Annotated in this window: 11 protein-coding genes; 6 read left to right on the forward strand and 5 right to left on the reverse strand. The window is 63.9% G+C overall.

What is annotated here, in order from left to right; translation table 11 throughout:
* Positions 1 to 6: 6 nt before the first annotated feature.
* The 4 genes from Q355_RS0100930 (at position 7) to Q355_RS0100945 (ending at position 4,628) form a co-directional block, all read left to right on the forward strand.
* Positions 7 to 777, forward strand: a complete 771-nt coding sequence (locus tag Q355_RS0100930) for a glucose 1-dehydrogenase (RefSeq protein ID WP_027876047.1) — start codon at positions 7 to 9, stop codon at positions 775 to 777.
* Between the two features lie 4 nt (positions 778 to 781).
* On the forward strand, positions 782 to 2,170 hold the full coding sequence (locus tag Q355_RS0100935) for an aldehyde dehydrogenase family protein (RefSeq protein WP_027876048.1): 1,389 nt from the start codon (positions 782 to 784) through the stop codon (positions 2,168 to 2,170).
* Positions 2,167 to 2,862, forward strand: a complete 696-nt coding sequence (locus Q355_RS0100940; protein WP_027876049.1) for a glutamine amidotransferase-related protein — start codon at positions 2,167 to 2,169, stop codon at positions 2,860 to 2,862. Before Q355_RS0100935 ends, Q355_RS0100940 begins: the two co-directional genes overlap by 4 nt.
* A 65-nt stretch (positions 2,863 to 2,927) precedes the next feature.
* The gene (locus tag Q355_RS0100945; protein WP_281171984.1) at positions 2,928 to 4,628 is read left to right on the forward strand and encodes a DUF294 nucleotidyltransferase-like domain-containing protein; all 1,701 of its coding nucleotides are present in this window, start codon (positions 2,928 to 2,930) and stop codon (positions 4,626 to 4,628) included.
* A gap of 230 nt (positions 4,629 to 4,858) precedes the next feature.
* Here the strand turns inward: Q355_RS0100945 and aceA are convergent, their stop codons facing one another.
* On the reverse strand, positions 4,859 to 6,154 hold the full coding sequence (gene aceA, locus Q355_RS0100950; RefSeq protein ID WP_027876051.1) for an isocitrate lyase: 1,296 nt from the start codon (positions 6,152 to 6,154) through the stop codon (positions 4,859 to 4,861).
* Between the two features lie 235 nt (positions 6,155 to 6,389).
* Between aceA and Q355_RS0100955 the strand changes: the two genes are divergently transcribed.
* Together Q355_RS0100955 and hisD are read left to right on the forward strand one after the other, a co-directional pair.
* Entirely contained in the window at positions 6,390 to 7,169 is a 780-nt protein-coding gene (locus Q355_RS0100955) for a DUF3108 domain-containing protein (protein WP_027876052.1), read from the forward strand.
* A 119-nt stretch (positions 7,170 to 7,288) separates the two neighbouring features.
* Positions 7,289 to 8,536: a histidinol dehydrogenase gene (hisD, locus tag Q355_RS0100960; protein WP_027876053.1), complete on the forward strand. Its 1,248-nt coding sequence runs from the start codon at positions 7,289 to 7,291 to the stop codon at positions 8,534 to 8,536.
* Between the two features lie 24 nt (positions 8,537 to 8,560).
* On the opposite strand, the gene Q355_RS0100965 is transcribed toward hisD, so the two are convergent.
* The 4 genes from Q355_RS0100965 to Q355_RS0100980 form a co-directional block, all read right to left on the reverse strand.
* Entirely contained in the window at positions 8,561 to 9,151 is a 591-nt protein-coding gene (locus Q355_RS0100965; RefSeq protein WP_027876054.1) for a hypothetical protein, read from the reverse strand.
* Positions 9,152 to 9,473: 322 nt separating this feature from the next.
* On the reverse strand, positions 9,474 to 10,412 hold the full coding sequence (locus tag Q355_RS0100970) for an electron transfer flavoprotein subunit alpha/FixB family protein (RefSeq protein WP_027876055.1): 939 nt from the start codon (positions 10,410 to 10,412) through the stop codon (positions 9,474 to 9,476).
* A gap of 9 nt (positions 10,413 to 10,421) precedes the next feature.
* On the reverse strand, positions 10,422 to 11,168 hold the full coding sequence (locus tag Q355_RS0100975) for an electron transfer flavoprotein subunit beta/FixA family protein (protein WP_027876056.1): 747 nt from the start codon (positions 11,166 to 11,168) through the stop codon (positions 10,422 to 10,424).
* Between the two features lie 90 nt (positions 11,169 to 11,258).
* A complete protein-coding gene (locus tag Q355_RS0100980) occupies positions 11,259 to 12,404 on the reverse strand; it encodes an acyl-CoA dehydrogenase family protein (protein WP_027876057.1) in 1,146 nt (381 codons plus the stop codon).
* Positions 12,405 to 12,587 lie beyond the last annotated feature (183 nt).

The raw sequence follows: 12,587 nt of genomic DNA on the forward strand, positions 1-12,587 counted from the left end.
TTCAAGGTGCAACTAGCCGACAAGGTAGCTCTAATTACCGGTGCCGCCAGCGGAATTGGCCGCGAGGCCGCGTTGCTCTTCGCCCGCGAGGGGGCCAAGGTGGTGGCGGTGGATCTCTCCGAAAAAGGCCAGGAAACCGTGGAGGTCATCCAAAGCGCCGGCGGCCAGGCCCACTTCGTGCAGGCCGACGTGTCCAAGGCCCAGGACGCTGAACGAATGGTGTCCGAGGCCGAGCGGGTCTTTGGGCGGCTCGAGATTCTCTTCAACAATGCAGGCATCTCCCACGCCGAGGACGACGACGCCATCCACACCAGCGAGGCGGTCTGGGATCTGACCTTTGCGGTCAACGTAAAAGGGGTGTTCCTGGGCTGCAAGTACGGCATCCCGGCTTTGCGCCGGGCCGGGGGCGGCAGCATCATCAACACCGCTTCCTTTGTGGCCTTTATGGGGGCCGCTACCCCCCAGCTGGCCTACACCGCCAGCAAGGGCGCGGTGCTCTCCATGACCCGCGAGCTGGCGGTGATTCACGCCCGCCAGGGCATCCGGGTCAATGCGCTGTGCCCGGGGCCCTTGCAGACCGAGCTCTTGATGAAGTACCTGGACACCCCCGAAAAGCGCCAGCGCCGGCTGGTGCATATCCCCATGGGCCGCTTCGGCCAGGCTGCCGAGATTGCCCAGGCCGCTTTGTACCTGGCCAGCCCGGCCTCTTCCTTCATGACCGGAGCAGCCTTGCTGGTGGATGGGGGCATCACCGCCGCCTACGTCACCCCGGAGTGAGGCCATGGCGATTCAGCGAACCATCAGCCCCGTAGACGGGCGCATTTACGTGGAACGAAGCCTGGCCGGGCCAGAGGAACTCGAGCAAACCCTGGCCCGCGCCTCCCGGGCCCAAAAAGCCTGGGCCCAGACCCCCCTGGACGAGCGGCTGGCCATCGTGCAGCGCATGGTCGAGGTCATGCTGGGGGCGGTGGAGGCGGTGGCCGAGGAGCTCACCTGGCAGATGGGCCGGCCCATCCGCTACAGCCCCAAGGAGATTCAGGGCGGGTTTGCCGAGCGGGCCCGCTACATGGCCCGCATCGCCCCGTCAGCCCTACAGGACATCCCCGCCGAAGCCCTGCCGGGCTTCACCCGCTTCATCCGGCGCGAACCGCTGGGGGTGGTGCTGGTGCTGGCCCCCTGGAACTACCCCTACCTGACCTCGGTCAACACCATCGTGCCGGCCATCCTGGCCGGAAACGCGGTGGTGCTCAAGCACTCCGCCCAGACCCCCCTGGTGGCCGAGCGCTACGCCTGGGCCTTCCAGGAGGCCGGGCTGCCGGAGGGGGTATTTCAGTACCTGCACATGGACCACGACCTCACCGCCCAGGCCATCGCCGACCCGCGGGTGGCCTTTGTGGCTTTTACCGGTTCGGTGGCAGGGGGCCGTGCGGTCGAAAGGGCAGCAGCCGGGCACTTCAAGGGGGTGGCCCTCGAGCTCGGCGGCAAGGACCCGGCCTATGTGCGGCCCGACGCCGACCTCGAGTACAGCGTGGTCAACCTGGTGGATGGGGCCATGTTCAACTCGGGCCAGTCCTGCTGCGGGGTGGAGCGCATCTACGTGCACGAATCCCTCTACCAGCCCTTCGTGGAGGCTTTTGTGGCCGAGACCCTAAAGCTCAGGCTGGGCAACCCCTTAGACCCCGAGACCACCCTGGGCCCCATGGTACGCACCGAGGCCGCCGAGTTCGTACGGGGCCAGATTGCCGAGGCCATCGCCCAGGGGGCGAAGGCCCTGATTGACCCCAAAGCCTTTCCCGCCGATGCCCCCGGCACCCCCTACCTGGCCCCCCAGGTGCTGGTGAACGTAAACCACCAGATGCGGGTGATGGTGGAGGAGAGCTTTGGCCCGGTGGTGGGCATCATGCCGGTTAAAAGCGACGAGGAGGCCCTTGCCCTCATGAACGACTCCCCCTACGGCCTCACCGCCTCCATCTGGAGCAAAGACGAAGGGGCCGCGCTCCAGCTTGGGACGGGCCTCGAGACCGGCACGGTCTTCCTCAACCGCTGCGACTACCTCGACCCGGCCCTGGCCTGGACCGGGGTCAAGGAGTCGGGGCGGGGCTGCTCGCTCTCGCTGTTGGGCTACGAGCAGCTCACCCGGCCCAAGTCGTATCATTTGCGTAAGCTATGAGGCTCGCCGTACTGGTCTGCGACGAACCCCCGGCAGGTCTGGAGGGGATCGCTGGCGATTATCCGGCCATGTTCGAGCGGCTGCTGGGCCAGACCCTCACCCCCTTCGACGTGCGGGCAGGGCAGTATCCGGCCCGGGTGGAGGACTTCCAGGGCTACCTGATTACAGGCTCGAGGGCCTCGGTCTACGACCCTCTGCCCTGGATTCCCCCTTTAGAGGCGTTTGTGCGGGCGGTAGCGGCTTCCTCCAGCAAGCTGGTGGGGGTGTGCTTCGGCCACCAGATGATCGGGCAGGCCCTGGGGGGGCGGGTGGAGCGCTGGCCTTTGGGCTGGGGGGTGGGGGTGCACCGCTTCTCGGTCTACCGGATGGCCCCCTGGATGGAGCCCCCCCTACAGGAATTGCAGCTCATCCTCTCCTGCCAGGATCAGATCACCGTGCTGCCCCCTGGGGCGGTGGTGCTGGGCGGCAGCGCCTTCAGCCCCCATGCTTTCATCCAGGTGGGGGCCAACGTACTGGGCCTGCAGCCCCACCCAGAGTTCCCTAAAGCCTTCGCCGAAGCCCTGCTGGAAGAGCGGCGCCTTCGGGTGGGGCCGGAGCGCTACGCCGAGGCCAAAGCCAGCTTTGCCCTCGAGCCCAGCGCCAAGGAGGTGGCGAGCTGGATTCGGAATTTTCTCGCTACCGGGCCTTCTTAAAGCAGTACCCCCCCTTCGACGCGCTTAGCGAAGCCGACTGGGCGGGGCTCGAGGGGGCCCTGGTCATCTGCCAGTTTGCCCCCGGGACGGTGATCCTCGAGCCCAGCCAGACCGAGGCCGAAGGCCTGTATGTGGTCTACCAGGGTGCGGTACGGCTGGAACAGGACGGACAGGCGGTGGCCTGGCTCGAGCCCGGCGAGGCCTTTGGCTACCCTTCCCTGCTGGGTCAGCAGCCCCCCAGCCTTACCGTGCGGGCCGAGGGTGAGACCGCCTGTTTGCGCCTAAGCAAGGAGGCCTTCCGTGGGCTGCTGCAAAAACCCAGCTTCGCCCTTTTCTTTAGCGCCCGGCTGGCCGAGCGGCTGCGGCTGTTGCAGCCTATGGCCCTGAACCTGCCTGACCTGGGGCAGCCCGCAGGTGAGGCAGCCGAGGCCGGGGTATGGCTCGAGCCCGCGGCCACCGTGGCCCAGGCCGCCCGCCTGATGCGCGAACGGGGCGTGAGCGCCTTGCTGCTTTGGGAGGGCGAGCGGCTGGCCATCCTCACCGACCGTGACCTGCGCAACCGGGTGCTGGCCGAAGAGCGGCCCTACCACACGCCAGCTTCCACCGTAGCCAGTAGCCCGGCCAAAACCCTGCCCGCCAGCACCCCCCTCCACGAAGCCCTGCTCTTCATGGAGCAGCAGGGCATCCACCACCTGCCCCTCACCCAGCAAAGCCACGTGGTGGGCCTCCTGACCGACCGGGCCTTCCTGCGGCGCTGGCTCCAGACCCCCCTGGCCCTGCTCAAGCGGCTTACCGAGGAAGACCACCAAGGCATACTGCTGGATTACCGCCAGCAGCTCGAGGCCATCGTGCAGCAGATGTTTGCCGCGGGGTTTGCGGTGCAGGCCATCACCCGCCAGGTAAGCCTCCTGAACGACGCCCTGACCCGCACGCTTCTGAGGCGCGCCGAGCGAAACCTGGGGCCCCCGCCCTGCCCCTATGCCTGGCTGGCCCTGGGCTCCGAAGGCCGCACCGAGCAGGCTTTGCTCACCGACCAGGACAACGCCCTGGCCTACCAGGAACCAGCCGCCAGCAACTACTTCCAGGCCCTGGCCCAACAGGTGTTGGAGGGGTTGTTGCAAGCCGGCTTCCCCCCCTGCCCCGGGGGCTTCATGGCCGACCGCTGGTGTTTTTCCCTGGCCGAATGGGAGGCCCGCTTCGAGCAGTGGCTGGCCGTTCCCGAGGGCGAGGGCCTGCTGGAAGCCCAGATATTCCTCGACTTTCGCAGCATTGCCGGAGGGCTTTCCCTCGAGCCCCTGCAGCACCGCCTGCGCCGGGCCTCTAAAAACCGGCCTTTCCTCACCGCGCTGGCCCGCTCAGCCCTGGTCTTTACGCCCCCCCTGGGCCTCCTGGGCCGCATCCGCTTCGAAGAAGGCACGGTCAACCTCAAGAAGGGGGGCCTGGCGGCCATCGTGGGGCTGGCGCGGGTGTATGGCCTCGAGGCCAGCAGTCTGGCCCGCCCCACCCTCGAGCGCCTGCGGGCCGCCGCCCAGGCCAGGGTGATTCCCCAGGAGGAGGCCGAAGACCTTGGCGAAGCCTTTTTGTTTTTGTCCCACCTCCGCCTGCGCCACCAGCTCCTGGCCCTGGCCCAGGGCCAGCCCCCCACCAACCGGGTGGCCCAGGCCGCCCTCAGCCCCCGCGAGCTACAGGTGCTGCGCCAGGTCTTTTTGCGGGTGCGCCAGGCCCAGCAGACCCTGGCCGCGCGGTTCAGGCTGCAGGTGCTTTAGGGAATCTCTGACGATCTGGACGCAAAAAACCGATAGCGGTTGCCCGCTACCGGCCCAATGCTTACAAGAAATCCGCTTGATCTGTTCTGATTTTTGAGGCCCCCACCTGAAGCGCGGGTAACAACAGCCCGAAAAACGATGGTGCTCCAGCAATTCCTAACGAAACGATTCAAGCGGGGTTCATATGAGCTGTTGCGAGACTTGGCAGAACGCTTCGGGTGGGGTTCATATCAGTGGAACTGGGCTTCCTCGGTCGAACCCGCCAGGGCCGCGGTGGAGGCCTGTCCGGCGGTGATGGCCATCAGCACCTCGTCGAAGTAGCCCGCACCCACCTCGCGCTGGTGTTTGACCGCGGTAAAGCCTTCTTTCTCGGCGGCGAACTCGAGCTGCTGCAGCTCCACGAAGGCGCTCATGCCGCGCTCCTTGTAGCCTTTGGCCAGCTCGAAGGTGCGGTAGTTGAGGTTGTGCCAGCCAGCCAGGGTGATGAACTGAAACTTGTAGCCCATGGCCCCCAGCTCCCGCTGGAACTTGGCGATGGTCTCGTCGTCGAGGTTTTTCTTCCAGTTGAAGCTGGGCGAGCAGTTGTAGGCCAGCATCTTGTCCGGATACTCGGCATGCACCGCCTCGGCAAACTTGCGGGCAATCTCCAGGTCGGGGGTGCTGGTCTCCATCCACAATAAGTCGGCGTAGGGGGCATAGGCCAAAGCGCGGGTAATGCAGGCCTCGAGGCCGTTGCGTATGCGATAAAAGCCCTCGGGGGTGCGCTCACCTTCTTTCACAAAGGGCTTGTCGCGCTCGTCAATGTCGCTGGTGAGCAGGGTGGCGGCTTCGGCGTCGGTACGGCAGATGATGATGCTGGGAACCCCCATCACATCGGCAGCCAGACGGGCCGCATTTAGGGTGCGGATGTGCTGCGAGGTAGGGATCAGCACTTTGCCCCCCAGGTGCCCGCACTTCTTTTCACTGGAAAGCTGGTCTTCCCAGTGCACCCCGGCCGCGCCCGCCTCGATCATGCTTTTCATCAGCTCGAAGGCGTTCAGGGGCCCGCCAAAACCGGCCTCGGCGTCGGCCACAATGGGGGCGTACCAGTAGCGGTCGGTTTTGCCCTCGCTGCGCTCGATCTGGTCGGCCCGCATGAGGGCATTGTTGATGCGGCGCACCACCTGTGGCACCGAGTTGGCCGGGTAGAGCGACTGGTCGGGGTAGGTTTGCCAGGCCAGGTTGGCGTCGGCGGCCACCTGCCAGCCCGAAAGGTAGATGGCCTCGAGGCCAGCCTTCACCATCTGCACCGCCTGGGCTCCGGTGTAGGCCCCAAAGGTGTTCACGTAGGGGCGGGTGTGCAAGAGCTCCCACAACCGAAGGGCCCCCACCTTGGCTAAGGTCTGCTCGGGCAGAAGGCTGGGGCGCAGGCGCACCACATCTTCGGCGGTATAATCGCGCTGAATGCCTTTCCAGCGGGGGTTGGTTTCCCACTCGCGGCGAAGCTTTTCGGCTTCCAGTTTCATTTCGGGGGACAGTTTGGACATCGCAATTCCTCCTGCTTTGAGTATGGCCTGGGTTGCAGGAATCCGAAGGGTGTATATCAAGCAGAACGACACTTACAAAAACGTGTACAACTTATTTGAGTACACGCCAAATAGGTTACACAAAAGTGTAGCTAGCCCTCTGAGCGCAAACCGGGTTTGCAGAACTGGCGCTCTGATAATCATCAGCTTACTATCGGGTGCAGATTTTTGACCTGGGGCTGGTAGGATGAGGGACATGGACTGGGCAGTTCTACAAACACTGCACTACAGCCTGCGGTATGCCGGACACACAGCAGGCGAGCAGCGTCTGACCCTCGAGCCCCGCCGGGATGGCCTGCGGGTGGTGCTCGAGGCCAACGTAGAGCTACCGCTGCCCAAAACCCGTCAACGCTGGGAGAGTGAGCTAGACCGCCAAGGGCTGCCCCGCCGCTACCGCGAGCGGGTGGAAGGCAATGGAGCCCGGGTTATGGAGGTGGAGTTTTCCCGCGAGGAGGGCCTGGTCACAGTCAGTCAGGGCAGGGACGACTTCGCCATGCCCTATCTAGCCGAGATGCACGACCCCCTCTCGCTGATTTTGGCCGTAGGAGCGCTCAACATCGAGGTAGGTCAGGTAGAAAAGTTTGCCCTGGTGGGGGGGCGGGCCTATGTCGAACGCCTGCCCGACCAGACCATCGAGGTAGAGGTAGAAGGCCAGAAGAAAGCGCAAAGCGTGCGGGTCTACCGTTTGCGCCCAGGCCTTAGCCTGCTTTATTTTGATCAGGAGGGCTATCCCGTGCGCCTCACGCAGAAGGTGGGCGAACACGTTTTTGAGGCCGACTTGGTTCAGGTACAGCGCCTCGAGGCCGGTCAGCGCTTACAACCGCTGGAGCGCAGCCAGGAGGCTAACCCGCGCAACTCGAGCCGCCCTCGAGTGGTCTCGGGAGAGCCCCCCAAGGCCAGGGTGGTGTCCGGTGAACCCCCCAAAGAGCAAAATGGAGCCTCGAGGCGGCGACGGCGGCGCAGGCGTTATAGCTAAAGCCAGGCGGGCGGTGATGACCAATGACAAAAGGGCATGCGCCTCGGCAACCTGGAGCAAAAACCCACGACGGTGGCGGGTGGACGCTTTTTAACGTGAATAGATGAAAAGGGCCCCTTATGATCAAAACCCCTGAGGAAATCCGCGAGCATTTCAAGAACCGCCGTATGACGGTGGAGTACGGCGATGCGCTAGAAACCGTGCGGTCGATTTTGCATCAGGTGGAGCACGAGGGCGATGTAGCCCTGCAGCGCATTAGCCTGGCGATCGACGGGCAGCCGGTGGAGGAAATTCCCAAGCGGGCCTGGCGCGAAGCCTACGAGAACCTGGATGCTGATTTACGCGACGCCCTCGAGACCGCCAAAGAGCGCATCGAAGCCTTCTACCGACGGGAGCCGGTGGGCGGGTTCCTGGAAGCCGGAGCCGACGGGGTGCTGGGCCAGCTGGTGTACCCGCTGGATCGGGTAGGGGTGTATGTGCCGGGGGGGTCGGCACCGCTGCTTTCCACCGTTTTGATGACTGCGGTTCCCGCCAAGGTTGCAGGCGTGGGCGAGATTGTGCTGGCTTCCCCTCCTCGAGTGCATCCAGGCATTCTGGCCGCGGCCTGGGTGGCTGGCGCCGACCGCCTGTTTGCCATGGGCGGGGCCCAGGCCATTGCCGCGCTAGCCTACGGCACCGAAACGGTACCCCGGGTCGACAAGATCATGGGCCCGGGCAACCGCTACGTGGTGCTGGCCAAGCGCGAGGTATATGGAGCCGTGGGCATGGAGGGCCTGCCAGGGCCCACCGAAACCCTCATCATCGCCGATGCCTCCGCCGACCCCAAGCTGCTGGCCGCCGACCTGCTGGCCCAGGCCGAACACGGCCCCGACTCCGAAGCCTGGCTACTCTCGTCGTACCGGGAGCTGCTGGAACGCGTAGAGGAGGAGCTTCAGCGCCAGCTGGCCGACCTACCCAGGGCCAGCATCGCCCGCCAGGCCCTCAAGCGAAGTGGGCTGGTACAGGTAGAAAACCTGGAGCAGGCCCTCGAGCTGGCCAACCTGTACGCGCCCGAGCACCTTTGCCTCTCGGTACACGACCCCCTGGCGGTGCTGGGGCAGGTACGCAACGCCGGAGGGATTTTTCTGGGCGAGCATTCCTGCGAGGCCCTGGGCGACTACATCGCGGGCCCCAGCCACGTAATGCCCACAAGCGGCACAGCCCGCTTTGGGGGCGGGCTATCCCTGCGGGATTTCCTCAAGGTGATCCCGGTGGTGGGCCTGAACCAGGAAGCGGCCCGTCGCCTTGCCACACTCGGGGCACGCATGGCCCGCGAGGAGGGACTGGAGGCCCACGCCAGGGCCCTGGATCGCAGAAGCAAAGGGTAGCCGGCTGGTTGGGTCTGGTTCCCCCTATTCGGGCAGATAAATCTGGCCGCGGGCAGCGGCTACCGCAAGATCCAGGCCAAGCTCCTGTCCCACCCGCTGGTACACCTTGATCCACTCTTCGTTGCTCATGGCCTTATCCACAACCAGCCTGAGCAGCAGGTTATAGGGGTGACTGCCGTTTGCCAGGGCTACCATCGTGTCGCCTGGCACGATGGCTTCTTTTTGCTGGCGCATCAGGCCCAGGGCCTCGAGCTGCACCGTCGAGAGGGGCAGGAACTCCTCACCGCCCCGGTAGACCAGGCTGCTCACCTGTTCCAGCACATTGAGGGCTTTCTGACGTATAGCAGCCCCTTCCAGCGCCTTGCGATGGGCCTCGAGGGCTTCCAGCACCCTGGGCAGCAACGGCTCGATCAAGGCTCCGCCCAGCACACGCTGTGCCCGTTCGTACAGCCCATCAAAGGCCTGCGCGGCAGCAACCAGCAGGGCGGCAAGGTCTGGAGAAGGGGAATAGCCGTTATCCAGCTCGTCGGCGGCCTGGCGCAATTTTGTGCCCAGCTCAGCCAGGTGGTTCTGCAGGCGCTGGCCTTCCTCCAAAAGGGCCATTACTTCGGTCATGCTGTTTAATTCTTTTGTTGGTGTAGTAATCATAGGGCTCTCCATAAGTTCACGCAACCGCGCGAGCAGCGTGGGTAATTGCTTTACGCTGCCAGTGTACTCCAGCCCCCAGGCCCTCCCCTGCTGATTTGAACCTCGAGCACCCGCCACAAATCAGCGCACACCAGCAAGTAAAAAAGGGCAAGCCCGGGCTTGCCCTTTGGGTGTGGCTTTTGTAGCGAGCTTATGCAGTCTTCGCTTTTTACCGCTGGGGGCAGCGGAAAAAGTAAACCTGTTGAGCCTTTTTATGATGGAGGTTTTACCATTCTCTCTGAAGGCCGCTCTAATCCTTTAGCTTTTTGGCCGCATCAACCAGCGCAGGCAGCACCTGATGCACATCCCCCACAATGCCGTAGTCGGCGATCTTGAAGATGGGGGCCTCGGCGTCTTTGTTGACCGCCACGATGTACTTGCTCTTGTTCATACCGGCCTGGTGTTGCACCGCCCCCGAGACCGCCAGGGCAATGTAGAGGTTGGGCTGCACAGTCTTGCCGGTCTGGCCCACCTGCTCGCTGTAGGGCCGCCAGCCCGCATCCACCACCGCACGAGTTGCGCCCACTGCGGCCCCCAGCGCGCCTGCGAGCTCCTCCACCGTCGCAAAAGCCTCGGGGCTGCCCAGCCCGCGTCCGCCCGTCACCACCACCGTGGCCTCGCTGAGCGAAACCCCCTTTTTCTGTTCGCTCAGGCGTTCCAGCACCTCTACTGTCAAAGGCAGGTTTACCTCGAGCACCTCCACCGTGCCGCTGCCCGCCGGCTCGGCAGGGGGCGTGGTGTTGGGTTTGGCGGTAAATACCACCGGCAGAGCAGCTTTTTGCTTCTCGGTGACGCGATTCAAAAAGCTGTAGCGGAGGCCAATGATGTGCTGGCCGTCGGTGCTGGTCTCGAGGGTATCCTCCATCAGACCAGCCTTCATTTTGTAGGCCAGCCGAGCTGTCCAGGTGCGGCTCTGGCGGCTTCCGGTAGCCACCACCACCTGAGCCCCGCTTTTTTGCACTGCCGTATAGGCCGCCTCGGCCCACTTTTCCGCGGTATAGCCCCCCACCTCAGCAGCATAGACGGTGGGCAGGTACTGCGCGGCCTCCTGGGCCACGGCCTGGGTGTTTTCACCGATCACCACCCCGGCGATGGGCCCCAAAGTGCTGAGTTGCCGGGCCCGACTGATGGCCTCCAAAGCGCCCTTGCGCAGGCGCTGTCCGTCATGTTCCAAGACTACGAGTATCACGCGCACCTCCTAAATCACCTTGGCTTCCTCGTGGAGCAGCCGGATCAGCTCATGGGCGGCAGCCACGGGGTCTTTGCCATCTAGCATCTTGTTCAGACGGCTCTTTTCCTGGATGGTCTGCTCCAGAATCTCCACCTTACTCCCTACGCTCATGGGCAGCTTTTTCAGCTCCTTGCGCTTGGCCTTCATAATGCCGGGCAGGGTGGGGTAGCGGGGCTCGTTTAGGCCCTGCTGGCTGGTAAAAACCGCCGGCAGGGGCACCCGCACCAGCTCGGCGCCCTCGTCGAGGTCGTGGCGGGCTTTGGCGTGGGTCTGGCCCTCCAGTTCAATCATGGTGGTCCAGCTCACCACCGGCCAGCCCAGGGCCTCGGCCAGCGCCGGCCCCAGGGCCTGGGCGTCCCAGTCGGCCTGCTGTCCGCCGGTAAAGACCAGGGTGGGGGCTTCGGCCCGGATGACCTCGGCCAGGGCCTGGGCCTGGGTGATGGGGTCGGTGTAGCCCTCGGCCACCAGGTGAATGGCCCGGTCTATGCCCATGGCCAGCGCGGTGCGGATGGCCTCCTCGAAGCGCTCGGGGCCCAGGGCCACCACCACGCTCTCACCGCCATGCTTTTCCTGTAGTCGGATGACCTCCTCCACCGCCCACTCGTCCATCTGGTCGAGGATCATGGTGGCTCCGCTGAGGTCTACCTTACCCCCCTCAATCTTGAGGCGGGACTCGCCGTCGGGTACTTGCCGTATGACTGCAATAAATTTCATGTGTTACCTCTCGTGTGCTAGGGCGCCAATGGCCGATAGCTGATAATCCATAGCTTATGATGAAGCGGCCTCACAGCTATCGGCTATCCGCTATTGGCTCAGTATGTGCCGCGCGATAACCAGCCGCTGAATCTCGTTGGTTCCCTCGTAAATCTGGTTCAGTTTTACGTCGCGCAAGAGCTTCTCTACCGGGTATTCGTGCATGTAGCCAAACCCGCCATGAATCTGAATGGCCTGGTTGGCGGCCTCAAAGGCCATCTCCGAAGCGTAGGCTTTGGCGATGGCGGCGGCGTGGGAATGGGGCTGGTGGGTGTCTACCAGCCAGGCGGCGTAGTAGGTGTAGGTGCGGGCGGTCTCGAGGCCCATCAGCATCTCGGCCAGTTTGAACTGGATGGCCTGGAACTCGGCAATGGGCTTGCCAAAAGCCTCGCGCTCCTTGGCGTAACGGGTGGCCTCCTCGAGGGCCCGCCGGGCCACCCCCACACTGCCTGCCGCCACCGGGATGCGGGTCTTGTCCAGGGTTTGCATGGCAATCTTGAAGCCGTCGCCCTCTTGGCCCAGCAGGTTCTCGGCAGGAACCCGGCAGTCTTCAAAAACCAGCTCGTAGGTGCCGCTGGCCCGCTGGCCCATCTTGCCGTGCAGTTTGTTGGCGCTAAAACCGGGGGTGCCCTTCTCCACCACCAGAGCCACCACGCCCTTGTGGCGCAGCTCCGGAGCGATGGTGGCAAAAACCACCACCGTTTCGGCCTCGCCGCCGTTGGAAATCCAGGTCTTGGTGCCGTTCAGAACATAGTGGTCGCCATCACGCACAGCCCGGGTACGCAATGCAGCGGCGTCCGAGCCGTTGCCCGGTTCGGAGAGGGCAAAAGCAGCCAGGGCGGGTTTCTCGGTGAGCTTTTTGAAAAAGCGCTGCTTCTGCTCATGGGTTCCGGCCAGCAGGATGGGGGTGATGCCCAGATCGGAGGCCATGGGGATGGTGTAGATGCCCATACAGCCCCAGGCCAACTCCTCACCGATAATCACCTCTTCCAGCATCCCCAATCCCAAGCCGCCATATTCCTCCGGAATGATGGCGTTGAGCAGGCCCACCTCGTAGAGCTTTTCCACCACACCCCAGGGCACTTCCTCTTTGGCGTCGTACAGAGCGGCAATTGGCGCAATCTGCTCTTTGGCAAAGCGACGGGCCAGTTTTTGCAGTTCTTTTTGTTCGTCGGTCAGGGTGAAATCGATGGGCATAAGCGGATAGCCCATAGCGTATAACCCATAGCCTGTAGCGTGCATGCTCAGCTAGCGGCTATTGGCTTTTAGCTATTGGCTTCACATCACCTCCTCGCAAAACAAAACTTCTTGTACTTAGTATAACTTTTTCCTTTGGCCCCTGTCTATCGTAACACCCACCTGGTGAAGAAAAAGCGTTAT

It is taken from the genome of Meiothermus cerbereus DSM 11376, assembly GCF_000620065.1.
Lineage (GTDB): Bacteria > Deinococcota > Deinococci > Deinococcales > Thermaceae > Meiothermus > Meiothermus cerbereus.

Bases quoted from the DNA above. Each gene is read 5' to 3' on its own strand.
- Q355_RS0100935 (WP_027876048.1), top strand. From the start codon at position 782: ATGGCGATTCAGCGAACCATCAGCCCCGTAGACGGGCGCATTTACGTG.
- Q355_RS0100940 (WP_027876049.1), top strand. From the start codon at position 2,167: ATGAGGCTCGCCGTACTGGTCTGCGACGAACCCCCGGCAGGTCTGGAG.
- aceA (WP_027876051.1), bottom strand. From the start codon at position 6,154: ATGTCCAAACTGTCCCCCGAAATGAAACTGGAAGCCGAAAAGCTTCGC.
- Q355_RS0100955 (WP_027876052.1), top strand. From the start codon at position 6,390: ATGGACTGGGCAGTTCTACAAACACTGCACTACAGCCTGCGGTATGCC.
- hisD (WP_027876053.1), top strand. From the start codon at position 7,289: ATGATCAAAACCCCTGAGGAAATCCGCGAGCATTTCAAGAACCGCCGT.
- Q355_RS0100965 (WP_027876054.1), bottom strand. From the start codon at position 9,151: ATGACCGAAGTAATGGCCCTTTTGGAGGAAGGCCAGCGCCTGCAGAAC.
- Q355_RS0100975 (WP_027876056.1), bottom strand. From the start codon at position 11,168: ATGAAATTTATTGCAGTCATACGGCAAGTACCCGACGGCGAGTCCCGC.
- Q355_RS0100980 (WP_027876057.1), bottom strand. From the start codon at position 12,404: ATGCCCATCGATTTCACCCTGACCGACGAACAAAAAGAACTGCAAAAA.